This is a genomic window from Bacillus sp. 2D03 (assembly GCF_003946765.1).
In the GTDB taxonomy this organism is placed as follows: Bacteria; Bacillota; Bacilli; order Bacillales; family Bacillaceae_G; genus Bacillus_A; species Bacillus_A cereus.
Map to the genome: position 1 here is coordinate 1 of NZ_RPSJ01000017.1, position 23,168 is coordinate 23,168.

The window sequence follows — 23,168 nt, forward strand, 5'->3', positions numbered from 1 at the left end:
TTCGCTCGACTTGCATGTATTAGGCACGCCGCCAGCGTTCATCCTGAGCCAGGATCAAACTCTCCAATAAAGTTAGTTTGTCTAGCATCTAAAATAAAAATTGACGTTTCACGTTGTTTGTTTCGTTCAGTTTTCAAAGAACTAAAAGCGGGTGAAGAGAATCGAACTCTCGACCAGAGCTTGGAAGGCTCTTGTTTTACCACTAAACTACACCCGCGTGGTCGGGAAGACAGGATTTGAACCTGCGACCCCCTGGTCCCAAACCAGGTGCTCTACCAAGCTGAGCCACTTCCCGTAATTGGCGCGCCCGAGAGGAGTCGAACCCCTAACCTCTTGATCCGTAGTCAAACGCTCTATCCAATTGAGCTACGGGCGCTTATTCATGATGTTTTTTCGTCGTTGTAATTTGGCGACTCAATTATCTTACCATACTACATTTTCAAATGCAAGTATTTTTTTTAAGATTTTTTTGATGCGGCCGAGAGGACTTGAACCTCCACGGGGTTTCCCCCACTAGGCCCTCAACCTAGCGCGTCTGCCGTTCCGCCACGACCGCGCGGAAAAAACAAAAGTGAGCCATGAAGGACTCGAACCTTCGACCCTCTGATTAAAAGTCAGATGCTCTACCAACTGAGCTAATGGCTCGTAAATGGCTGGGCTAGCTGGATTCGAACCAGCGCATGACGGAGTCAAAGTCCGTTGCCTTACCGCTTGGCTATAGCCCATCGAAATAATTATCTTCTTTTCAAAGACAAATGTTATTGTACCATAATGTCCAATAAAAAACAACTGCTATATAGCAGAAGTTAAAATGGCGGTCCCGACCGGGGTCGAACCGGCGATCTCCTGCGTGACAGGCAGGCATGTTAACCACTACACCACGGGACCATTTGGTTGCGGGGACAGGATTTGAACCTGCGACCTTCGGGTTATGAGCCCGACGAGCTACCGTGCTGCTCCACCCCGCGACAATACTATTCATATAAAATTATATGGTGGAGGATGACGGGATCGAACCGCCGACCCCCTGCTTGTAAGGCAGGTGCTCTCCCAGCTGAGCTAATCCTCCAAAAGTGGTGACCCGTACGGGATTCGAACCCGTGTTACCGCCGTGAAAGGGCGGTGTCTTAACCACTTGACCAACGGGCCAATATGTATGGCAGAGAAGAAGGGATTCGAACCCTCGCACCGCGTTAGCGATCTACTCCCTTAGCAGGGGAGCCCCTTGAGCCACTTGGGTACTTCTCTGTATGGCTCCGCAGGTAGGACTCGAACCTACGACCGATCGGTTAACAGCCGATAGCTCTACCACTGAGCTACTGCGGAATAATGAAGACAATTTGTATCTTATAAAAATTCTCTCTGTAAGTCAAGAAGTTTTTAACAACATCTTGTTCAAACGTGACATGTTTATAATATACTGGATTGCGTTTTTACTGTCAAGATGTTTTCGATATCGGTTTGAGTTTCCCTTTACACTTTCCACAGACATATCTTTTTGTATTTATTTGACGCCTTCTTACATATTGAAGTGAACACTCCATACATTCATACTTATAAATCTTTTTTTCCTTCTCTTCATTAATCATTTGTTTACAAAAACGTGGTGCATCAACTTTCTTTAACAACTCACGAAAATCCCTGTCCCTGTGCTTATACCCTCTTCCTGCAATATGTAAGTGATAATGACAAAGCTCATGTTTAATAATCCCGACTAACTCTTCTTCACCATACACTTCGTAATATCGATAATTCAGTTCGATATTATGACTCTTCAATAAATAACGCCCACCAGTTGTACGTAATCTATTATTAAACACTGCTTTATGTAAGAACGGCATCTCAAAGTATTGTAGTGACACTTCTTCCACTAGTCGCTGAATTTCTTGCTCATCCACTCTCATTCCTCCTAAACAAAAAAATATTTTTACACTTTTCTCCCTTCTTATACATATATTAAATAGTACATATACCCATCCTCATGTAAGAAGCGTGGTTTCTAAAAACAAAACATGAATAGAAATCCACTCACCAACCTCTCATCAATAGCATTTTAGATTTTTGAGAGCAGGATTAAACAAGGAGGGATTCCTATGCCTACGTGGCTAAAAAAACAAATGCAACGTGCATATTTCGAAAAAAACCGGTATCAAATTAAATTATTAAATGAATGCTGGTTTTATTATAGCAAAATACATCAAAGCTCATAATCCATTACACTTTTTATTCCATAAAAAAAGAGCAGTTTCATCTGCTCTCTTCTCTTACTATTCAATCGGCAACATAGATAGTGCAACGCGTCCTTTTTTTGTATCAATATCATCTACCCATACTTTTACAATTTGCCCTACTGATACAACATCTAACGGATGCTTTACAAACTGTTTGCTAAGTTTAGAAATATGTACTAAACCATCTTGCTTTACGCCAACATCAACAAAAGCACCAAAATCAACAACGTTACGAACTGTTCCTTCTAGTTCCATACCACGTTTTAAATCTTCTAATTTCAAAATCCCTTTTTTCAGAAGTGGTTTAGGCAACTCATCCCTCATATCTCTTTCTGGACTAATAAGCGCATCTATAATATCAACTAACGTCGGCTCCCCAACTCCTGTTTCTTGAGATAACTTAGAAATCTCTACTTCTTCCAATCTCTTTTGTAATTGCGGTTGTCCTACGTCATCTATCGATAACCCTAGACTCTTCAATAACAATTCAACATTTTTATATTGCTCTGGATGAATACCTGTTCGATCTAATGGATTCGCTCCTTCTAGTATACGTAAGAAACCTATACATTGTTCATACGTCTTTGCACCTAAACGCGGGATTTTCTTTAATTCCGTGCGCTTCGTGAATTTCCCATCTTCTTCTCTCTTTGCCACAATATTTTTCGCAACAGTTTTCGATAAACCTGAAACATATTGTAACAATGCAACCGAAGCCGTATTTACATTAACCCCAACTTGGTTAACAGCTGTTTCTACTACAAATGTTAATGACTCATTCAGTCTCTTTTGAGATACATCATGTTGGTATTGTCCAACCCCAACTGATTTAGGATCAATTTTCACAAGTTCAGCAAGTGGATCTTGCAGACGTCTTCCAATAGAAACGGCACTTCTCTCTTCAACTTGTAAATTTGGGAATTCCTCACGGGCTAAATCAGAAGCTGAATATACACTAGCACCCGCTTCATTTACAATAATATAAAAGACATCTCGGTTCACACTTTGTAATACATCTACTATAAACTCTTCTGTTTCTCTAGATGCTGTCCCATTACCAATTGCAATCATTTCAACTTGATATTTATCTATAATAGAAAGAACTTTCGTTTTTGCATCATCATATTTACGAACAGGTGGATGCGGATAAATAACATCGATATGTAGTACTTTCCCCGTATCATCTACTACAGACAATTTACAACCAGTTCTATATGCCGGATCTACCGCTAGCACGACTTTCCCTTTCATCGGAGGTTGTAATAATAAGTTACGTAAGTTCTCAGAGAAAATATGTATCGCTTGTTCTTCAGCTGTTTCTGTTAATTCTTTACGAATTTCTCTTTCGATTGAAGATTGAATTAATCGTTTATAACCATCTTCAATCGCTAATTGTACATAATGTGCACTTTTCGAATCGTTATTACGAATTACTTTCTTATTTAAGAAAGTTACTATTTCATCTACTGGCGGAACAACAGCAACTCTCAATATATCTTCTTTCTCGCCACGATTCATTGCTAATACACGATGTGGTACTACTTTTTGCAATGGTTCTTCATAACTGTAATACATTTCATATATATTCTTTTCATCTTTTTCTTCATCTTTCACGGACGAAGACATAACACCTTTTCTAAAAGTAACATTTCGAATCCAGCTACGATACGCAGCTTCATCTGAAACCATTTCTGCAATAATGTCTTGTGCACCTTGTAAAGCTTCTTCTGCAGATTGCACTTCTTTCTCTACATTAATAAATTCCACTGCCTTTTTAGCCGGATCTTCTTTCTTATATAACAATAACCATTCAGCTAATGGTTCTAATCCTTTTTCTTTAGCAATTGTCGCTTTCGTTCTTCTTTTCTCTTTATATGGACGATATAGATCTTCTACTTCTTGCAACTTTGTAGCTTTAACAATTTGCTGTCGTAGCTCTTCTGTCAGTTTCCCCTTCTCATCAATAAGACGAAGAACTTCTTCCTTCCTATCTTCAAGTTGCATCATATATTGCCATCTCTCTAAAATCGTACGAATCTGCACCTCATCTAAAGAGCCTGTCCATTCTTTTCGGTAACGAGCAATAAATGGAACTGTGTTACCTTCTTCTGTTAATTGAATAACATGACGAACTTGCTTTTCGGTAAAGCCTAATTCTTTCACTAACATTTTCATTAACGCTTGTCGATTATCTACCATTTCCATATACAACCGTAACCTCCTCTATAATAAAAAAAGTTGCCCTTCAAAGAGAGCAACTTAAACTGCCGATTTAAAAATCTATTAGTCCTAAACTAATCTGTAACGCTTCATCTACACGACTCATCATCACTTCATCCAAATGAGTGATTTTGTCCGTTAAGCGTTGCTTATCGATTGTTCGAATCTGCTCAAGTAAAATAACAGAATCTCTCTCAAAACCATACTTTTTCGCATCAATTTCCACATGAGTGGGTAATTTTGCTTTTTGAATCTGTGCAGTAATAGCCGCTACAATCACCGTTGGACTAAAACGATTTCCGATGTCATTTTGAATGACAAGAACCGGACGAACGCCTCCTTGCTCAGAACCAACAACTGGGGAAAGGTCTGCAAAATACACGTCGCCGCGTTTTACAATCAAAATATTACCCCCCGCTAACTAAGCGTTCTACTGTATGAGCTGCTTCATACTCTGCTAAGAAAGCTTCAGATGCAATACCAAGATTAATTTTTCCCATTTCAATGTACCCACGTCGCATTGATTCATGTTGGTAGCGTTTCTTCGTCTTATGTTGACGCAATAACAATTGTGTTGCCTGGCAAATTAGTTCATGGCGATTCTTATTCTCTTGTTTTCCAATTCCGTCCAATTCCGTTACCATTTGCTTTGGCAACCGAACCACGATTTCAGTAGTTACACTTGATTCGGACACAAAAATACACCTCCACCGTCAACTACACACCCAAATATATATATGACACCTATTGTAATAATACCATTGTATGGAGCCTGTTGCAAAGACTTCCTTATTCCTTGCTTATGTTTTCCAATTCACAAACAAAACATTCATCTTCTTAAATTTTTTATCTCATAACTAACTAAAAACAATAGAACTCCTCTTCAAAACTTACGTGCAACTTATATAAAAAATGATTATAAGTAAAAAGCTTCTCATCAAAAAGAGCTTATTATCCAGCAATGAACAGTCACTCCAATGACAAGAAGCAATCATACTACCTTCTATATATTGTTCAAGTAATTAATTATCTCTACAATCTTACCATTCCGTATAAATATTCTTGGCACACGGAAACTGATCGTTGCAATAATTTCATAATTAATAGTCCCTGAGTATTCCGCAACCTCTGTAGCGCTAATATACTCATCTCCTTGCCTTCCAATAAGCGTAACTTTCGTACCAAGTGGCACTTCACAAGGAAGATGAATCATGAACTGATCCATTGTTACTCGCCCTACAATCGGTACCCTTTTACCATTTATAAGCACTTCAAATCCTTGCAACCTTCTAAGCCACCCATCTGCATAGCCAATCGCTACAGTCGCAATCCATTCTTCCGTTTTCGTTCGGTAGGTGACGTTATAACTAATTCCATCACCTTTAATTACCTGTTTAATATGAGCGACTTTCGTATGAAGTGATAGCGCTGGTTCTAATTCAAATGGTAAAAAAGGACGTATTTCTACAGAAGGAGATAATCCATACATTGCAATCCCAATTCGCACTGCATTAAATGTAATCCCTTGAAAACGTAACGTCGCAGCACTATTAGCTGTATGAACAAACTTAGGATCCACTCCGAATTCTTTCAACCAACTTAACTGCTCTAAGAACGTGTTATATTGCTTATCAAAATACGAAGTCTCAACCTCATCTGCCGTTGCAAAATGCGTGTATACTCCTTCTAACTCTAAAAACGGTGCACCCTCTAAACTCTTTAAAAATTCTTTTAGCTCTTTTCTTTCACGTATTCCAATTCTCCCCATACCACTATCAAAGTTAATATGGAATTTCATTACAGATGAACCATCCCAAAGTTTAATTGCTTCGTCCACCCATTCTTTTTGAAAAACAGTTAGCGCTACATCATTTTCAGCAGCTACATTTACATCACGCGGCGGCGAGGGACCTAACACTAAAATCGGCTCAGTAATACCAGCCCTCCGAAGCACTAAAGCTTCATCTAAAAAAGCAACAGCTAACCTCGTTGCACCTGCTTCTAATGCCGTTTTAGCCACTGGTACATAATCGTGCCCATATGCGTTTGCTTTAACTACAGCAAAAATCTCTACATTACTTGGGATGAACTCTTTAATATGTGTAACGTTGTTATAAATGGCATCTAAATCCACTTCCACCCAAGTGTCACGGTAAAATGGTGCTTCTTCCATAAATACACTTCCTTATACACGATATGCGAAGCTTATTCTTTTATATGCTTCTTTTATGAAATCCACCTTCAAACTAAGAAAAGACGTGGTGCACATATATCACCACGTCTAAGAAGTTTACTTCACCTGCTTCGCTGTAACCGAACGAGCAACCATTAACAGCTCCTTCTGCTCTAAACCTTTAGACACGAGCATATATTCTACTCCGTTATGCGACCACGTTACAGAGTCTTTCGTTAATGCACCAATCGTAAACCCAAGATCAACTGGTTCTCCACTTACACTTACCGCTGATGATGCCTCTGCAACTTTTGCCTTTTCTTGTATTAAAGTAAAGGATTTCTTATTTCCAGTGTATGTGAGTATCGCACGCTTGCCACTGTCTGTCTTCAACTCTTTTTCATCTTGCAGAGTCATACCTTGTGGTGTATCAAGTGGATACAAAATAGCAAACGGTTTGTCTTCTTTCGCTGTTGTTTGAACATCTACCTGTGCTCTAGACATATTTTGTTTCGTATCAAATGCACCTTTATCAAATTTCGCATCGAATTTCACTTTAGAGAAATCTACTTTCACAAGAACATTTTGATCATTATCCATTAACTTCACTGAAACTGGAGTCAAGTCGCTCTTATTTAATGTAATCTCTTGTCTCGGCAACATATTTTGATGTTGATAGTTTGTTTTTGTTTTAAAAATATAATACTTATCTGTTTTCTCAAAAGTAAGGTTTTTCTTGTCCTGCAAAATATCTCTTACAAGTGATTCATATAAATAAGCCTGGCTACTATTTTGCGGCCAATCACTTTGAAAACGGAAGCTCTTATTAAGTGCTGGCGTTAATACAAATACACCTTCTTCATTTCTCAAAATAATTTGGCTCTGATCTTTTTTTGCATTTTTTAAATTCACACGATAAAAAGACGGTTCCTTATGCCAAATCTCTACGTTATACTCTTGAGGCTCATTGCCTGTTTTAATAGATAATTTTGCCTCAGCTTGATAACTTTTCATCCCTTTTACTTTTGATTCTAAATCTCTCACGACATCATCTTGCTTCTTTTCCATACAACCCGCCAACACAAAAACGGTCAACAAACCGACAAGAACTAAAAACAGACGCCTTTTCATCAATTCAGCCCCTTTGCCCCTATAAATGAATGGAAGATGTACCTTCCTTATCGCTACCTCAAATATATGAGACAAAGATATAAAATATGCAGACTAGCGTGACGAGCTTTCTAAAACAACTTGAGCAACAGCAAATTCCTTACTATGACTAATTGATAAATGAACAATATACTCTGTACTTGTAATCAGAATTGGCTTACCTCTTTCATCATTTTTCACTTCAATATCTAAAAAACTCACTTCTTTTCCGATACCAGTACCTACAGCTTTTGAATACGCCTCTTTCGCTGCAAACCTTCCAGCTACAAACTCTGTAAGGCGACTTCCTTTCAGCTCCATAGCAACATTACGTTCATTTTCCGTTAAAATACGTTCCATAAATTTAAGCTTTCCATCTAGCATTTTTTCAATACGATTTAATTCAATAATATCGATACCAATCCCTATAATCATTTCGAAATCCCCTTCTTCTATTTAACTTTCTTCTTTCATATTTATAAGAATAACAGAGAATCTTTCTGATGCAAAAGGGGTGAAAGTAACCGTATGCTAATAAGATCCACTCATATTTCTTTACAACCGACTATTCTTACCTTACTTCTTATTCATTTAGTCATGATGATATTAGGCGACTTTTTTCTCTTACCACTGGCAGCCTCTAATGAATATATCGCTAAAGGAGAATGGTGGCGTGTCATAACTTCTCTTCTCGTACACGTAGACTTACAACATTTTCTTTCTAATAGTATTTTTTTGTTTGCTCTTGGTTCCTCTATTGAAAAGCAACTCGGACACTTTTCTTTTTTTATTCTATTTTTTCTCTCTGGAATTTCCGGAAATATTTCTTCTTATATTATTATGCCGCTTGAATATATTCACGCAGGTGCATCAGGTGGTATTTTCGGACTATTAGGTGCACAGTTATTTTTATTGTACAATCGATACCGCTCTTCAAAACCAAAAGAAATTGCCATTTTCTCAATTATGATTCTTCTATTACTGCTATTTACTTTCTTTAACCCTTCTGCCAATCCGATAAGTCATTTAACAGGTTTAATAACCGGTGGCATTTTAACCCCTTTTTTAACCAAAAAAAACGATGGTGCAAAGCTTATTTAATATAAAAGCTTGCACCATCGATAATTTCTACATCTACTTGTTCACTTAAATCTCTCATTAATTGAAATAAAGACTCATCCTTCATCTTCGCCTCAATCATACAATCAATTTGCGGAACACTTCCCTTTATCCTTCTTAAAAAAGATAAAAATGCCTCTACATTAATATAATCTGCATGAGCTCTTGGATCTTTTCCCTCTCTAGGGCTAGAGATATGCATTTTAACCGGCAACAAAGACGTTTCCCACGTATGAACGACACGTGCCCAATCTTCATACCAATCTTCTTGCTCATTATTCATCATATGGTGATGCAAGTCAAATACGACGGGAATATCTAATTTTTCTCCTAAATATAATGTTTCCTCTAACGTAAAGGTTGTATCATCATTTTCTAATATAATCATTTCTTGAATACTCCTTGGGACATTCGACCAATTCTCTATAAAGCGCTCTAATGCAAGTTCTTTATCTTTATATCCTCCTCCAACATGCAGTACACATCGTTGCTTATGTTCAATCCCCATGCCTTTTAATAATTTTTTGTGCATCTGCAATGTTTTTACAGATTGTTTAAAAACACTCTCCTCAGGTGAATTTAGTACAACAAAATGATCTGGATGGAAATCAATTCTCATATTCATATGAACTGCATATTCACCTAGTTTTTTTAAATTTTCTTTTAAAGGACGAATATAGTTCCACTCTAGCAATTCCTCATGATTCGCTAAAGGAATGAGCTTTGAACTGAGCCGAAAGAAAGATATGTCATGCCCTTTATTATGCTTTAATAAACGTAAACAATTTTCTAAATTGGAATTAGCAATTCTTTCAAGTTTACGAATTGCAGCAGCACGATCATCTAATTTCTGAAACTGTGCATACGTCATCGTTTGAGATGGAGATGCATTCTTCAAATGTACACTCATCGCAACGTAACCAAGCCTTACAAGCATATAACAGCCCCTTTTCTATCATAACTATTATGTAGTATGCACAATTATAGAAATAAAAAAAGAGAATGCCCGCAAAGGGCATTCTCTTTTTTTATTAAGCTTGTGGACGGCTATGATGTTTTCTTTCGCCGCGTCCATTTGAAGAACCAGGGCGACCTTGGCCTTCACCTCTACGACCACGACTACCACCATCACGATTACGATCGCGGTTACCATCACGATTGCGATCACGGTTTCCATCACGGTTACGGTCACGATTACGTCCATCGCCACCGCCGCGTCCATCACGACTACGATTACGGTTACCATCACGGTATCCGCCTCCGTTACCGCCGCGTTTTTTAGAACCGCCACCTCTTGCAACAACTGGTGGTTCTGATGTTAAAGCGATTGGAGTTGTATCCGGCTCTTTTGTCATCATTTTTAAAGCAGCAGCTACTACTGTTACAGAGTCGTTCTCTTCTAACATTTCTTCTGCAATACGCTTGTAGTATGATAAATTTTCATTTTGAATTGTGCTTTGAAGTTTTTCAGCGATTAAACGTTGTTGACCTTCTAATGCTTCGTCAAGTGTCGGTGCTTCCATACGATCAACTTTACGTTTTGTTGTGCGCTCGATATTTTTTAATTGCCCTGATTCACGTGGTGTTACAAATAACATTGCAATACCTTTTTTACCTGCACGGCCAGTACGACCGATACGGTGAACGTATGATTCTGGATCTTGTGGGATATCGAAGTTATATACGTGTGTTACACCTGAAATATCAAGACCACGTGCAGCAACATCTGTTGCAACAAGAACTTCAATAGCACCTTCTTTAAATTTACGTAATACAGACATACGTTTCGCTTGTGTTAAGTCACCGTGAATACCTTCTGCTGCATAACCACGTAAGTTTAACGCTTCTGATAATTCATCAACACGACGTTTTGTACGACCGAATACGATTGCAAGCTCTGGAGATTGAATATCTAGCAAGCGTGTTAACACGTCAAACTTTTTCTTTTCTTGCACTTCTAAATAGAACTGCTGAATGTTTGGCATTGTTACTTCTTTTGCTTTTACTTTAATGTGTTGAGGCTCAGTCATGAAACGCTCAGCAATACGACGGATTGGATCTGGCATTGTCGCTGAGAATAGTAATGTTTGATGTGTTTCTGGCACATCTGTTAAAATTGCTTCAATATCTTCAATGAAGCCCATGTTTAACATTTCATCCGCTTCGTCAAGAACAACAGTCTCTACATTTTGTAAGCGAAGTGTTTTACGGTTAATATGATCTAAAATACGACCCGGCGTACCAACAATAATGTGTGGGTGTTTTTTTAGAGCACGAATTTGGCGGTTAATATCTTGACCACCATAGATTGGTAAAATACGAACGCGTTTATGTTTACCAATTTTGTATAGCTCTTCTCCAACTTGAATTGCTAATTCACGCGTTGGTGCGATAACAATACCTTGAACTGCTTCTTTATTTGTATCCACTTTATCTAATAGTGGTAATCCGAATGCTGCTGTTTTCCCTGTACCTGTTTGCGCTTGCCCAATAATATCTTTACCTTGCAATGCATGTGGAATTGTTTCAGCTTGAATCGGCGTAGCCTCTTCAAAGCCCATACTTTCAACAGATTGCAGTAAAGATTCACTTAATCCTAATTCTCGAAATGTTGTCAATGTTACTTCTCCTTTTCTATCCTATACTTATCATTTAAAAAAAGGCGTTTTCCGAATTTGCGGAAAAGCCCTTTTCCTGAATGCTCACGTATATAAACGGGCGTATATTCTTCGCGAAAATACTTCTAAACGTTATTACACTTTATCAATTATAAGTTTTGTATGTGTAAAAAGCAAACCCAACTGTTACCTTATTTTCATATTCAGAGTTTTTTTCTTCACTTTTATTTTTTTATATTTACTGTAAGCGCTTATTATAAGTTTCTTCTATTTTCGTAACTATCATCCCTATTTATATACACCAATTATTTCAACATCGTAATTACTTCTTCTAACTTCATACCGCGAGATGCTTTTATTAATACAACATCTTTCACATCGACTACTGCTTGTAAATCTTTTACTAACTCTTCTTTATTATCATACGCCTTTACACGTTCATTAGGGAAATTAATTTTCGCTCCTTCAGCAATTTGAGCCCCTAATCTACCGTATGTGAATACATGCGAGATTTTTGCTGGATCGATTAATTTTCCTACCTCATAATGGAACTGCACTTCTTGATCTCCAAGTTCTAACATATCACCAAGCACAACGATTTTTTTAGCAAAACCATCTAAACCATTCATTAAATGGAACGCTGCTTCCATAGCCGTCGGACTTGCATTATAAGCATCGTTGATAATTGTTAAACCACTATTTGTTTTCACAATTTCCATACGCATGCCCGTCATTTGAAGTGTTACTAAACCTTCTTTCATCTCTTCCCACGTTACACCAAAATGTTTCGCAATTGCCATTGAAGCAAGTGTATTATACACATTATGTTTTCCTAACACCGGTAAGTAGAATGAAATATTTTCATCTCTATTCATTTTGAAATGTGTCCCAGTTGCTTGTAATGTTACAGTCGTTGGATAATAATCGTTTGCTCTTGCATCACCAAACGTAACCGTTTCTGCTGCTAAATTCATTTCAGGAACACGATTCGTTAATAAAGGCTCATCTCCGTTATATACGAACACGCCACCTTCTTGTAACCCTGTAACAATTTCTAATTTCGCTTCAGCAATTGCCTCACGAGATCCTAAATCCATTAAATGTGCCTCACCAATATTCGTAATGATAGCTGCATTAGGACGAGCTAACTTAGATAAGAATTCAATTTCGCCTCGGCTTGACATACCCATCTCTAATACTGCTACTTCTGTATTTTCTTCTAAGTTTAAAATGGTAAGAGGTAATCCGATATGGTTATTGAAGTTCCCTTCTGTTTTTTGCACTTTGAATTTAGTCGCAAGAAGACTTGTTACAATATCTTTCGTAGATGTTTTACCGTTACTACCCGTTACACCTACAACTTTAACATCCAATTGATCGCGATAATTTTTCGCTAACATTTGCAATGCCGATAGCGTGTCTTCCACAAAAATAACCGGAAGATTCTCAGGTGGATTCGCTACATCTTTCATCCATAATGTAGCCACAGCTCCATTTTCAACAGCTTTATCTACAAAAGCATGTCCATCGAAGCGCTCCCCTTGAATCGGAACATACAAGTTTCCTTTTTCAATTTTTCTCGTATCAATAGACACGCCTTGAATAGTAATTCCCTCATATTGCTCTTCTAATCCAGTACCATTTACCATCTGTTCCACTTGCTTTAACATTCGCTTTATCATATAGAAACGCTCCTTACATAGAGGAAGCACTATTCCTATGAATAGTGCTTCCTCCTTTTTGTTAGATTGTATATTTAATTTTTTGTTTTTCTTCGTGACGTTCAATCGCTAAACGAATTAGCTCTTCAATTAATTCTGGATACGGTAACCCAGTATGTTGCCATAATAGAGGGAACATACTGAACGGTGTAAATCCTGGCATTGTGTTTACTTCGTTAATATACACTTCTCCATCTTTCGTTAAGAAGAAATCAGCTCGCGTTAAACCTGCACCGTCTAATGATTGGAATGCAATAATCGCATCACGCTTAATTACATTAGATTCTTCTTCTGTCATTTCAGCTGGAATAATTAGCGCCGTATCACCATCGATATATTTCGACTTATAATCATAGAAGTCCTTTTTCGGAACGATTTCACCTACAACTGAACATTTCGGCTCATCATTACCTAGTACCCCAACTTCTACTTCACGACCTACAATATTTTCTTCTACAATAATTTTGCGATCAAATTGGAATGCCTCTACAAATGCATCCTCAAGTTCTTCACGATTTTTACACTTATTAATACCAACACTTGAACCAAGGTTTGCTGGTTTTACGAAGCAAGGATATCCTAACTTATCTTCTACTTTAGAATAAGCTTCCTCACGATTTTTTTCCCATGCACTACGAATAAAGGATGCATATTTTGCTTGTTTTAAACCAGCCTCTGCAAAGATGTTTTTCATAACAACTTTATCCATACCAGCAGATGATGCTAGAACACCATTTCCTACATAAGGGATATTCATTAATTCTAATAGTCCTTGAACCGTTCCATCTTCACCGTTTGGTCCATGTAGTAATGGGAAAATAACGTCAATAGCGTTCTCCTCAGAAGCTGCAGATGGGATAATTTCTGTACTTAATGATAACGGAGAAATCGCATTTTCTGCACCGCTCATTTTTAAAGCTTCAACATCTGTTACTTCACCTTCAATACGCTCACCGCGTACCCATTGACCTTGTTCTGTAATATAAATTGGATGAATCTCGAATTTATCTTGATTTAACGCTTTAATAGCAGCAAGAGCCGTCTGTAGCGAAACTTGATGCTCAGCTGATTTTCCACCATATAATAAACCTAATTTAATTTTCGTCAATGAAATCACCCTAACCAATTGTTTTCATTTTTCTATTTTAGCACTTTTTATAAAAATAGGTAGTTCCTATTTGAAATAAAATGTAACTTCCATAAATAATTAAATAACATCACTTATTGGTTTTTCATTTCATTTTCTATATAGCTACACAAAATAAAATGGCAATCTAATCTAGTTATGTACCTAAAATATGTAGAAATCCCCTTTTTTGTGTATGTCACCTATTCACTAAGACGATTGTTTGGTCAGTGTGTCTTTTTGCCTTTGCTCCACAAGGCGATCTAAAGAAACATATACAATACCTGCAACTACACATCCTACAGCTAAAATTGTAAATAGAAAGTGACCAAGTAATCGATCTAATAAAAAACCTCCCAAAAGTGGACCAAATGCGCTTCCTGTAATCCACTGCAAACTTGCAGCTCCCATGTAAGTCCCTCTCAAATGCTCAGGGGCCAAATTTGCTACAAATGTCATCTGTACAGGCGACATAATCATCTCACCTAACGTATATATAGCATAAACGAACAGTAGTGTTATTAAAATAATTGTAGCATTTGTATTAAATTCTCCAAACCACTTCGGTAACCACCCTATAAAAAATAATCCAATCCCGAATAAACATGCACCGTATAACATCGTCTTCCCGACTGGTTTATCCGTAGCCCATTTTGAAATTTGAAACTGGAATAAAACAACTAATAGTCCGTTTAACGCCATTAAATATGGATATGGATTATTCGTTCCAAAAATACGCTTCATTTCATTATCAAAATGTAGTGGCAACATGCCTTCGGTTTGAGAAAACCCCATCGAAATGATAATACCTGCTAATAAGTAAATCATTAATGCCTTATCTTGCATTACAATTTTCCAAACTGCCCCAGATTCCTTTTCTTTATGTTCTTCCTTATCTGTCCTCTTTGGCATCGTCTCTTGAATAAGAAGTAATACAAGTAACGCATAAAATAGCATTGTAGAAGAGGCAATAATAAACACAAGGTTCTTTGACAACACAACTACTGATGCTCCCATTATCGGACCAATGGCAGCACCTATATTGTGTCCCATTCGTAATAAACCATATGCCTCTGTTCTTTTTTCTGGTGCCGTTACATCTGCGACCATAGCTGATGCAGCTGGATGAAATAAAGAATTACTCAACCCTAAAAAAATAGATAAAATCGCATATGGAATAAATCCTTCTATAAATAGAAAACCGAGCATTAATAATGCATTACTTGCCATAGAAAATATCATAATAGGCTTTCTTCCATATATGTCAGCAATTCTCCCTCCTATAAGTGATCCAAAGCTTGCAGCAATTGGAGAAAGCGCCATAATAACCCCAACTTCCAACAACGAATCTACCTTATCTTTTAAATATAATGCAAAAAAAGGCATTAACATCATCATTGCAATTCCATTTAACGTCTCTCCAATAAATCGAATCCATACGTTACGGTCCATCTCCCTTAACTCACGCCACGTATTTTTCATCATTTCACCCCTTTAGTTAGCCAACAATTATCTTATAATAAGTTCAGAAAAATGTAAATTTTCAAATAAAAAATCCATTCTAATTCTGTTAGAATGGATTTTTCCGCTTATAAATTTGCAACATCTTCTTCTTTTTTACTATTATTTAAAGCACTATGTTTTCGGCTATATAAGAAGTAAACCGCTATACCAATAACCATCCATATCCCAAAACTAATCCACGCTGTCCCCGATAATTGAAGCATTAAGTATAAACAGAAAATCACTGTTAATGCTGGTAAAAATGGTACAAGCGGAGCCTTAAATGCCCTTGGTAAGTCTGGATGAGTTCTTCTCATTACGATTACCGCAACAGCTACGAGTGCAAATGCTGACAATGTCCCCATATTTACAAGATGTGCTAAAACATTTAAATCTATTAATCCTGAAATCAGTGCCGCAATAATCCCCGTTGTCCATGTATTTAAAAATGGCGTTTTAAATTTCGGATGAACTTTAGCAAGACGCTTCGGCAGTAAACCATCTCGGCTCATCGCATAAGAAACCCGAACTTGCCCATACATCATAACTAGCATTACTGTTGTAATTCCTGTAATTGCTCCTACTGAAATTACCCCCGCTAAACCATCTTGTCCAATAAATTGAAGTGCAAAAGCAACTGGATCTGATATATTTAGCTGGCCGTATGGAACAATCCCTGTCAAAATAAGCGAAACAACAATATAAAGAACTGTACAAATTAATAACGATGCAATAATACCAATTGGTAAATCACGTTGCGGACGTTTCACTTCTTCTGCCGCTGTTGAAACTGCATCAAATCCTATGAATGCGAAGAATACTGTAGCCGCTCCAGCCATTACACCATCTAAACCAAATGGCATAAAAGGCGTCCAGTTTTCAGGTTTCACATAATTAAAACCAGCAAAAATAAAAATAAGAACAACTGCTATTTTAATAAATACCATAATGTTATTTACTCGTGCACTTTCACGAACACCCCTAGATAAAAGAACTGTCATCACTAAAATAATTAGAACTGCAGGTAAATCAATTATTCCACCCTTTCCTGTACCAGGAGCCGAGGAGAGAATAGTCGGAATGTGAATTCCAAACCCCTTTAATAAAGATTGAAAATATGCAGACCAACCGTTCGCTACAGCAGATGTAGCAAGTAAATATTCCAGCATTAAGTCCCAGCCAATTAAAAATGCGAACACTTCCCCCATCGTCGCGTATGTATACGTATACACACTGCCCGAGACAGGAACTGAAGAAGCAAATTCAGCATAACAAAATGCAGCAAAGGCACAAGCTAGAGCGGCAATCGCAAATGATAATATAATAGCTGGCCCAGAATGTTTCGCTGCCACAACACCCGTTAGAACAAAAATACCAGTTCCAACAATTGCTCCGATTCCAAGCATAGTTAAATCTAGCGCGCCCAATGTTCTTGCTAACGTTTTTTGCTTACTTTCTTGCATTAACTTTGCAATTGGCTTCTTTTGAAAAATTTGCTTCATCTTTCACTCCTCCAAGTTTTAAATTTTCTGAAAATTTTTAATTCGCTTTTTCATTTTACTCATTACGCTTTTCCTAGTCAATACTTTTGTCGAAACAAGTAGAAATTCTTCTAAATATGCACGATCCTTATTATTCTTTCTATATATCTTTCCATTATTTTTTTGGTATTATTATACATGTCGATTCCGTGAAAAAGGCATGCTCCCTTATTGAGAGCATGCCTTTTTTTACTTATTTCACAGTATATGAACCTTGTTCAATCCAGCTATACATATACTTTTCATCTTCTGTTTCATGTGCTTGTTTTACAATACGAAGCGGACGGAATGTGTCTATCATAACAGCTAATTCAAGCGTCTCTTTCTTCCCTATACTTGCCTCTGTTTTCCCCGGATGCGGCCCATGAGGAATCCCGCTCGGATGAAGTGTAATAGAACCTTCTTCCACACCTTTGCGACTCATAAAGTTTCCTTCTACATAGTAAAGAACTTCATCACTATTAACATTACTATGATAATATGGTGCCGGAATTGACTCTGGATGATAATCGTATAAACGTGGTACGAAAGAGCAAATAACAAAATTATGTCCTTCAAATGTTTGATGTACTGGCGGTGGCTGATGAATGCGCCCTGTAATTGGTTCAAAATCCTCTACATTAAATACCCACGGATATAAATAGCCATCCCATCCAACAACATCTAACGGGTGGTGTCCTAAAACATGTTTATGCATATAGCCTCTTGATTTTGTCATTACGACAAACTCGCCTTTTTCATCATATGTCTCTAATTTTTCTGGACCACGAAGATCTCTTTCACAAAACGGACTATGCTCTAACAATTGTCCGTATTCATTTCGATAACGACGCGGCGTTGTAATTTGGCTATTTGCCTCTACAACAAGAAACTTAGTCTCTCCTTCATCTGGAATAACACGGTAAATCGTTCCAATTGGAATCGTTACATAGTCGCCTTTTCTATAGTGAATCGTTCCAAACATCGTTTCAATTTTCCCTGTTCCATAATGAACAAATAACATTTCATCGCCATCACCATTACGATAGAAATAATCCATTTTTTCTGTTGGACTCACTACTCCAATTAACAAATCTTCATTTCCAAGTATGAAATTCCGTCCACTTATTGCATCACCACTTTTTTTACTTTCTTTCGTTCGAAAGTGGCGATGAGAAAGAGCAACATCCTCTTCATACTGCAACTGACAAGAATGCGATAATGCAGAATGACCTACTTCTGTTGGCATATAATGATGATACAAAATAGACTGCGTACCAGAAAAACCTTTTGTTCCCATTACCTGTTCACGATAAAGCGACCCATCTTTTTTACGAAATTGTACATGTCGTTTATGAGGTAGTTCTCCCATGTGACGATAAAACATGCCCATCACCCGCTTCCTTTTCTTTTTTGATCGTATTACGTAGTGTACCTAAACCAGTAATCGACAGTTCTACAACATCTCCATCTTGTAGCCACTCTTCTGTACCCAGTTCTAAAATACATCCTGTTCCTACTGTCCCAGAACCAATCACATCTCCTGGATATAACGTAACGTCCTCTGAAGCACGTTCAATCATTTCAGCAAATGTATAGTAAATATCTTGGAAGTTTCCTTTTGATAATAGTTTTCCATTTACATGAGCAGTCATTTCTAAATTATATCGATCACCATTACGATAAACGTCTAATTCCTCTTTCGTAACGAGATGCGCTCCTAATGAAGTTGCAAAGTCTTTTCCTTTCGCTGGACCGAGACCTACTTTCATTTCTGTTGCTTGTAAGTCTCTCGCACTCCAGTCGTTCATAATACAATAACCAAAAATATATTCCTCTGCTTGCTCTCGAGAGATATTTCGCCCTTCTCTTCCTATTACGCAAGCAATCTCCAACTCATAATCAAGCTTTTTAGACTTTTTCGGACCAATTACAAAATCACCGGAACCAATTACAGCACGATGATTAGTAAAATAAAAAACCGGAATATCATACCATTCAGGCACAACATCTAATCCTCTTCGTCCGCGAGCTGTTTTTACATGTTGTTCAAATGCGTAAAAATCTCGAATACTACTCGGATTAGGAAGAGCAGCTGTCAATTGTACTTCTTCTAAAGCATATATACCCTTATTTGGATTCTTAATATTCCGCACTACTTCTACATACTCATCCGCTTTCTCTAAAAAATCCATCATAGAAGAAGGGATTTTCCCTTCACTAGCAAGATTCATATCTATTACTTTGTCACCTTCAAGCCATCCAGCCCGTAGTTCTTTTGAAGGAAGACGAAATGTAACAAATTTCATCCTGATTCCTCCTTATAAAAATGAAATTTCCACCAGCAAAGGGACTTTTGCTGGTGGATACAAATCTTATAAGTTTCCGCGACGCTCTTGTTCTCTTTCAATTGATTCGAATAACGCTTTAAAGTTTCCTTCACCAAATCCACGAGAACCTTTACGTTGAATGATTTCAATAAATAAAGTCGGACGATCTACAATTGGTTTCGTAAAGATTTGTAGTAAGTAACCTTCATCATCACGATCTACTAAGATCTTTAATTCTTTTAACTTATCAATTTCTTCATCGATTTTTCCAACTCGTGCAGTTAGCTCATCGTAATAAGTATCAGGTGTATCTAAAAACTCCACCCCATTTGCACGAAGCGCTTCAACTGTTTTAACAATATCACTTGTTAATAAAGCAAGATGTTGTACACCAGCTCCATTATAGAATTCTAGATACTCTTGAATTTGTGATTTTCTCTTTCCGTCTGCTGGTTCGTTAATAGGAAACTTAATACGACTTCCATTCGTCATAACTTTCGACATTAACGCCGAATACTCTGTACTAATATCGTCATCATCAAAATGAATCATTTGTTTAAAGCCCATAACATTCTCGTAATAACTAACCCACTCTTCCATTTTTTCAACATTACCAACTACATGATCAACAGCAATTAAACCAGACTCTTCAAATGGAATATTAAATTCTACCTTTTGGAATCCTGGCATAAATGCCCCTTTATAATTTTTACGCTCTACAAGCGTATGAATTGTATCACCATACGTACCAATAACTGCTTTTTTCAATGTACCGTCCTCATCTGTTAATTCCTGTGGTGGAGCAATTGCGACGGCACCACGTTTCACTGCTTCTGAGTATGCTTTATCAACATCATCAACAAGTAGTGCCACATCCTTCACGCCATCACCATGAGTCTTTACAAACTCTGCAATACGATTTTCACTACTTAAAGCTCCAGACACAACGAAACGCATATTTTTTTGCACAAGAACATAAGATACCTTTTCACGGTTTCCAGTTTCTAATCCAGAGTAAGCCACAATTTTGAATCCGAACGCTCTCGCAAGATAATAACTCGATTGCTTTGCATTCCCTACGTAAAATTCCAAATGATCTACATCACGTACTGGAAAAAAGTCCTCCATTTGTGCAGCTAGCGTATCCATAGATTTTTGTTTCATAATATCTTCATCCCCCTGTAAATAGATTAAATGGTCCATACTTAAAACCAACCGAAAACGCTTCCAACATTAATTAATAGAAATTAGTTAGCAAGCTAACAAATTCTGACCTTTAAAATTTTCTATCTTTTCTGTCAAATTCCTCTTTTTTTCTTACATATAAAATTCGACTTTTTTCTCTTTGAAATAAAGCGGGATTTTATTCAGTGGATTTTTGATTATTCGTTGAATCAAGTTTCAACCGCAGCGTTTAATTAGCATTGAATGCTGGATAATGAGGTAACTTTAATACTTGAAGGTATATAAGAAGAATATAAAAAAGACTCCAACATATTAACTACTTACTAATACGTTAGAGTCTTTATTTTTTTTGAATGATTGTATTTATATATCTCATACTAATACATTTGCAAGGAATAGAATAAATGATGTTAATATTACCGCTCCACCTAAGGATCCTAATAAATCTGTTTTTGTTACTTGAAACACTTGTTCACTGTTCATATCCCTCATTCTCCTTCCTTTTTTGTTTGATTTAAAACTTCTATTATACTAATACACTTGATAAAAATACGATTAATGCTGTTAATACTACCGCTCCACTTGCTGATCCTACGAAGTCACCTTTTGTTACTTGTAACACTTGCTCTTTCATATCATTTATCCTCCTTTTTTTCTTTTGTTACAAAGCTTCTATTATACTAATACGCTTGATAGAAATACGATTAACGCTGTTAATACTACCGCTCCACTTGCTGATCCTACGAAGTCACCTTTTGTTACTTGTAACACTTGCTCTTTCATATCATTTATCCTCCTTTTTTTCTTTTGTTACAAAGCTTCTATTATACTAATACGCTTGATAGAAATACGATTAACGCTGTTAATACTACCGCTCCACTTGCTGATCCTACGAAGTCACCTTTTGTTACTTGTAATACTTGCTCTTTCATATCATTTATCCTCCCTTTTTATAAGTTATCTATATGTAATTTCTAAGAAATGTTTATTTCATAGTTTTTATGTTAACGTTACATTAAATTTGATAACGTAACGTTTGTAACATTAATGTAACATAACTATTATTACGTTGCAATATAATTACGTAAAATTTATTACACTTTTTTACGTTTTTTTATAATAACCCTCAAAAACCTTTATTTAATGCGTTTTTCACTAAGTTCACGTTTGTAACATCCGTGTAACATTACAGTCATAAAGTGAAATGTAGTCATATTCCTCTCTATTTTTGTTACAAATTGTTTATTTAGTGCCACTAAACCTATCTAATCTTTACTTACTTTTAATATGAGATAAAATACCGTCTTTCCAAGATAAGTTTATATGTTTCCTCTATATAACTATGTATAATAAAAACAAAGAGGTGGTCATTTTGAAATTAATCGCATTAGATATGGATGGTACACTACTATCATCTAATCTTGAAATCTCCAAAGAAAACCTACAAGCAATCCAAACTGCACAAGAAGCCGGTCATATTGTAATGATCTGTTCTGGTCGTGCGAAAGAGGATGCTTTAAAGCTATTGGAAGAATATAAATTATCTCTTCCAGTCGGAGCAAGCAATGGGGCTATTGTTTATGTGGATGGAAAAGTAATTAACTCGCGTTGTATACAAAACGACAAAGTGTACAAACTTGCAAAATTATTAGAATCTGAAGGTTTCCCATATAAGCTATATACGAATAAAGGAGTTTATTCTCCATATACATGGCAAGATCAAGTGATGCAAGCATTCGAAGAAAATAAGCATGCGCTTGATGTTACATTAGAGGAACTTGAACGAATTACAGAAAAGCAAAAGAAATCGAACCTAATTACTGATTTCAAAAAAATAGAAGATGTTGTGAATAACCAAGAACTAGAAATATCTAAATTCTTCATTTTAACGTTTAATGCAGCGCATCGCGCACAGCTATTAAGTATATTACAAGAAGATGCTGATATTATGGTTACAGCATCGGCTCCTACTAACTTAGAAATTATGGATAGGAATGGACATAAAGGAAACGGGATACAGCAGATGGCAGCTCATTTTAATATCCCTATTGAAGATACAGTTGCTATTGGTGATAATTTTAATGATGTACCAATGTTAGAAGTAGCAGGCTTATCTGTTGCAATGGGCAACGCTGAAGAAGATGTAAAAAAGCTATGTGATGTTGTAACACTAACAAACAATGAACATGGTGTTGCTCACGCAATCGAGCAATTTGTATTGAAACAAGCTTCATCTAGTATATAAAAAAAGGACTCTTTCAATCTCTGAAAGA

The 23,168-nt window shown here is 36.8% G+C and carries 23 protein-coding genes, 12 tRNA genes and 1 rRNA gene; 3 read left to right on the forward strand and 33 right to left on the reverse strand.

The genetic code is table 11. The features are described from left to right. The 14 genes from EBQ15_RS27415 to EBQ15_RS27480 all read right to left on the reverse strand — a co-directional run. Positions 1–70 (reverse strand): 16S ribosomal RNA (locus tag EBQ15_RS27415); the annotation flags it as partial. Between the two features lie 76 nt (positions 71–146). Continuing rightward, positions 147–217 (reverse strand) — tRNA-Gly (locus EBQ15_RS27420). A 1-nt stretch (position 218) separates the two neighbouring features. Next, a tRNA-Pro gene (locus EBQ15_RS27425) sits at positions 219–295 on the reverse strand. A 4-nt stretch (positions 296–299) separates the two neighbouring features. Continuing rightward, positions 300–376 (reverse strand) — tRNA-Arg (locus EBQ15_RS27430). 97 nt (positions 377–473) lie between these two features. After that, a tRNA-Leu gene (locus EBQ15_RS27435) sits at positions 474–556 on the reverse strand. A 16-nt stretch (positions 557–572) separates the two neighbouring features. Further along, positions 573–645: transfer RNA gene (locus EBQ15_RS27440), tRNA-Lys, on the reverse strand. Positions 646–650: 5 nt separating this feature from the next. After that, positions 651–725 (reverse strand) — tRNA-Gln (locus tag EBQ15_RS27445). An 87-nt stretch (positions 726–812) separates the two neighbouring features. Then, positions 813–888, reverse strand: a tRNA-Asp gene (locus tag EBQ15_RS27450). 3 nt (positions 889–891) lie between these two features. Continuing rightward, a tRNA-Met gene (locus tag EBQ15_RS27455) sits at positions 892–968 on the reverse strand. A gap of 25 nt (positions 969–993) precedes the next feature. After that, positions 994–1,069, reverse strand: a tRNA-Val gene (locus EBQ15_RS27460). A gap of 5 nt (positions 1,070–1,074) precedes the next feature. Further along, positions 1,075–1,149, reverse strand: a tRNA-Glu gene (locus EBQ15_RS27465). Between the two features lie 8 nt (positions 1,150–1,157). Next, positions 1,158–1,248 (reverse strand) — tRNA-Ser (locus EBQ15_RS27470). A 3-nt stretch (positions 1,249–1,251) separates the two neighbouring features. Beyond that, positions 1,252–1,326 (reverse strand) — tRNA-Asn (locus EBQ15_RS27475). A 113-nt stretch (positions 1,327–1,439) separates the two neighbouring features. After that, the gene (locus EBQ15_RS27480; protein ID WP_000344235.1) at positions 1,440–1,898 is read right to left on the reverse strand and encodes a SprT family protein; all 459 of its coding nucleotides are present in this window, start codon (positions 1,896–1,898) and stop codon (positions 1,440–1,442) included. Between the two features lie 195 nt (positions 1,899–2,093). Here EBQ15_RS27480 and cmpA point away from each other — a divergent pair, with 195 nt between their 5' ends. After that, positions 2,094–2,210, forward strand: coding sequence for a cortex morphogenetic protein CmpA (gene cmpA / locus EBQ15_RS27485; protein WP_001143642.1), 117 nt, complete (start codon positions 2,094–2,096; stop codon positions 2,208–2,210). 57 nt (positions 2,211–2,267) lie between these two features. Here cmpA and EBQ15_RS27490 read toward each other — a convergent pair whose 3' ends face one another. From EBQ15_RS27490 to acpS, 6 genes are all read right to left on the reverse strand, one after another. Continuing rightward, complete coding sequence (locus EBQ15_RS27490; protein ID WP_000426240.1) at positions 2,268–4,436, reverse strand: Tex family protein; 2,169 nt, start codon at positions 4,434–4,436, stop codon at positions 2,268–2,270. A 67-nt stretch (positions 4,437–4,503) separates the two neighbouring features. After that, complete coding sequence (gene ndoA / locus EBQ15_RS27495; protein ID WP_000635965.1) at positions 4,504–4,854, reverse strand: type II toxin-antitoxin system endoribonuclease NdoA; 351 nt, start codon at positions 4,852–4,854, stop codon at positions 4,504–4,506. 4 nt (positions 4,855–4,858) lie between these two features. Further along, positions 4,859–5,146: an antitoxin EndoAI gene (locus tag EBQ15_RS27500; protein ID WP_000004570.1), complete on the reverse strand. Its 288-nt coding sequence runs from the start codon at positions 5,144–5,146 to the stop codon at positions 4,859–4,861. 308 nt (positions 5,147–5,454) lie between these two features. Beyond that, complete coding sequence (gene alr, locus EBQ15_RS27505) at positions 5,455–6,624, reverse strand: alanine racemase (protein ID WP_000390614.1); 1,170 nt, start codon at positions 6,622–6,624, stop codon at positions 5,455–5,457. Between the two features lie 117 nt (positions 6,625–6,741). Further along, the gene (locus EBQ15_RS27510) at positions 6,742–7,692 is read right to left on the reverse strand and encodes a LolA family protein (RefSeq protein ID WP_001998927.1); all 951 of its coding nucleotides are present in this window, start codon (positions 7,690–7,692) and stop codon (positions 6,742–6,744) included. Positions 7,693–7,848: 156 nt separating this feature from the next. Further along, entirely contained in the window at positions 7,849–8,208 is a 360-nt protein-coding gene (gene acpS / locus EBQ15_RS27515) for a holo-ACP synthase (protein WP_000583417.1), read from the reverse strand. A gap of 93 nt (positions 8,209–8,301) precedes the next feature. Here acpS and EBQ15_RS27520 point away from each other — a divergent pair, with 93 nt between their 5' ends. Further along, entirely contained in the window at positions 8,302–8,874 is a 573-nt protein-coding gene (locus EBQ15_RS27520; protein WP_000908523.1) for a rhomboid family intramembrane serine protease, read from the forward strand. Here the strand turns inward: EBQ15_RS27520 and uvsE are convergent. From uvsE to EBQ15_RS27585, 13 genes are all read right to left on the reverse strand, one after another. Continuing rightward, a complete protein-coding gene (gene uvsE / locus EBQ15_RS27525) occupies positions 8,867–9,829 on the reverse strand; it encodes a UV DNA damage repair endonuclease UvsE (protein ID WP_000961162.1) in 963 nt (320 codons plus the stop codon). The two genes, EBQ15_RS27520 and uvsE, sit on opposite strands and share 8 nt — an antisense overlap. A gap of 94 nt (positions 9,830–9,923) precedes the next feature. Beyond that, positions 9,924–11,510 carry a degradosome RNA helicase CshA gene (gene cshA / locus EBQ15_RS27530; RefSeq protein ID WP_000206600.1) on the reverse strand — a complete coding sequence of 529 codons (1,587 nt, stop codon included), beginning with the start codon at positions 11,508–11,510 and terminating at the stop codon, positions 9,924–9,926. Between the two features lie 305 nt (positions 11,511–11,815). After that, positions 11,816–13,192 carry a UDP-N-acetylmuramoyl-tripeptide--D-alanyl-D-alanine ligase gene (murF, locus tag EBQ15_RS27535; RefSeq protein WP_000595970.1) on the reverse strand — a complete coding sequence of 459 codons (1,377 nt, stop codon included), beginning with the start codon at positions 13,190–13,192 and terminating at the stop codon, positions 11,816–11,818. Positions 13,193–13,253: 61 nt separating this feature from the next. Next, positions 13,254–14,339, reverse strand: coding sequence for a D-alanine--D-alanine ligase (locus EBQ15_RS27540; RefSeq protein WP_000161427.1), 1,086 nt, complete (start codon positions 14,337–14,339; stop codon positions 13,254–13,256). Between the two features lie 228 nt (positions 14,340–14,567). Then, on the reverse strand, positions 14,568–15,839 hold the full coding sequence (locus EBQ15_RS27545; RefSeq protein ID WP_000799719.1) for an MDR family MFS transporter: 1,272 nt from the start codon (positions 15,837–15,839) through the stop codon (positions 14,568–14,570). Between the two features lie 107 nt (positions 15,840–15,946). Further along, positions 15,947–17,362 (reverse strand): branched-chain amino acid transporter BcaP, encoded by a 1,416-nt coding sequence (bcaP, locus tag EBQ15_RS27550; RefSeq protein ID WP_000809361.1) that lies wholly within the window; start codon positions 17,360–17,362, stop codon positions 15,947–15,949. 232 nt (positions 17,363–17,594) lie between these two features. Then, on the reverse strand, positions 17,595–18,767 hold the full coding sequence (locus EBQ15_RS27555) for a homogentisate 1,2-dioxygenase (RefSeq protein WP_013141710.1): 1,173 nt from the start codon (positions 18,765–18,767) through the stop codon (positions 17,595–17,597). Then, entirely contained in the window at positions 18,733–19,689 is a 957-nt protein-coding gene (locus EBQ15_RS27560; RefSeq protein WP_000674007.1) for a fumarylacetoacetate hydrolase family protein, read from the reverse strand. The genes EBQ15_RS27555 and EBQ15_RS27560 overlap by 35 nt, the downstream gene beginning before the upstream one ends. A gap of 66 nt (positions 19,690–19,755) precedes the next feature. Next, positions 19,756–20,874: a 4-hydroxyphenylpyruvate dioxygenase gene (hppD, locus tag EBQ15_RS27565; protein WP_000810922.1), complete on the reverse strand. Its 1,119-nt coding sequence runs from the start codon at positions 20,872–20,874 to the stop codon at positions 19,756–19,758. A gap of 393 nt (positions 20,875–21,267) precedes the next feature. Further along, on the reverse strand, positions 21,268–21,378 hold the full coding sequence (locus EBQ15_RS27570; RefSeq protein WP_001083690.1) for a DUF3948 family protein: 111 nt from the start codon (positions 21,376–21,378) through the stop codon (positions 21,268–21,270). A 43-nt stretch (positions 21,379–21,421) separates the two neighbouring features. Continuing rightward, on the reverse strand, positions 21,422–21,529 hold the full coding sequence (locus EBQ15_RS27575) for a DUF3948 family protein (protein WP_000664237.1): 108 nt from the start codon (positions 21,527–21,529) through the stop codon (positions 21,422–21,424). Between the two features lie 41 nt (positions 21,530–21,570). Then, a complete protein-coding gene (locus EBQ15_RS27580; protein ID WP_000664237.1) occupies positions 21,571–21,678 on the reverse strand; it encodes a DUF3948 family protein in 108 nt (35 codons plus the stop codon). A gap of 41 nt (positions 21,679–21,719) precedes the next feature. Further along, entirely contained in the window at positions 21,720–21,827 is a 108-nt protein-coding gene (locus EBQ15_RS27585) for a DUF3948 family protein (protein ID WP_000664237.1), read from the reverse strand. A 440-nt stretch (positions 21,828–22,267) separates the two neighbouring features. On the opposite strand from EBQ15_RS27585, the gene EBQ15_RS27590 reads away from it, so the two are divergent. After that, positions 22,268–23,140: a Cof-type HAD-IIB family hydrolase gene (locus EBQ15_RS27590; protein ID WP_000766423.1), complete on the forward strand. Its 873-nt coding sequence runs from the start codon at positions 22,268–22,270 to the stop codon at positions 23,138–23,140. Positions 23,141–23,168 lie beyond the last annotated feature (28 nt).

Coding starts and splice junctions, on each gene's coding strand:
- acpS (WP_000583417.1), bottom strand. CDS start 8,208: ATGATTATAGGGATTGGTATCGATATTATTGAATTAAATCGTATTGAA.
- uvsE (WP_000961162.1), bottom strand. CDS start 9,829: ATGCTTGTAAGGCTTGGTTACGTTGCGATGAGTGTACATTTGAAGAAT.
- alr (WP_000390614.1), bottom strand. CDS start 6,624: ATGGAAGAAGCACCATTTTACCGTGACACTTGGGTGGAAGTGGATTTA.
- EBQ15_RS27570 (WP_001083690.1), bottom strand. CDS start 21,378: ATGAACAGTGAACAAGTGTTTCAAGTAACAAAAACAGATTTATTAGGA.
- murF (WP_000595970.1), bottom strand. CDS start 13,192: ATGATAAAGCGAATGTTAAAGCAAGTGGAACAGATGGTAAATGGTACT.
- cmpA (WP_001143642.1), top strand. CDS start 2,094: ATGCCTACGTGGCTAAAAAAACAAATGCAACGTGCATATTTCGAAAAA.
- hppD (WP_000810922.1), bottom strand. CDS start 20,874: ATGAAACAAAAATCTATGGATACGCTAGCTGCACAAATGGAGGACTTT.
- EBQ15_RS27510 (WP_001998927.1), bottom strand. CDS start 7,692: ATGGAAAAGAAGCAAGATGATGTCGTGAGAGATTTAGAATCAAAAGTA.
- EBQ15_RS27580 (WP_000664237.1), bottom strand. CDS start 21,678: ATGAAAGAGCAAGTGTTACAAGTAACAAAAGGTGACTTCGTAGGATCA.
- EBQ15_RS27520 (WP_000908523.1), top strand. CDS start 8,302: ATGCTAATAAGATCCACTCATATTTCTTTACAACCGACTATTCTTACC.
- bcaP (WP_000809361.1), bottom strand. CDS start 17,362: ATGAAGCAAATTTTTCAAAAGAAGCCAATTGCAAAGTTAATGCAAGAA.
- EBQ15_RS27560 (WP_000674007.1), bottom strand. CDS start 19,689: ATGAAATTTGTTACATTTCGTCTTCCTTCAAAAGAACTACGGGCTGGA.
- EBQ15_RS27585 (WP_000664237.1), bottom strand. CDS start 21,827: ATGAAAGAGCAAGTATTACAAGTAACAAAAGGTGACTTCGTAGGATCA.
- EBQ15_RS27545 (WP_000799719.1), bottom strand. CDS start 15,839: ATGAAAAATACGTGGCGTGAGTTAAGGGAGATGGACCGTAACGTATGG.
- EBQ15_RS27555 (WP_013141710.1), bottom strand. CDS start 18,767: ATGTTTTATCGTCACATGGGAGAACTACCTCATAAACGACATGTACAA.
- EBQ15_RS27490 (WP_000426240.1), bottom strand. CDS start 4,436: ATGGAAATGGTAGATAATCGACAAGCGTTAATGAAAATGTTAGTGAAA.
- EBQ15_RS27575 (WP_000664237.1), bottom strand. CDS start 21,529: ATGAAAGAGCAAGTGTTACAAGTAACAAAAGGTGACTTCGTAGGATCA.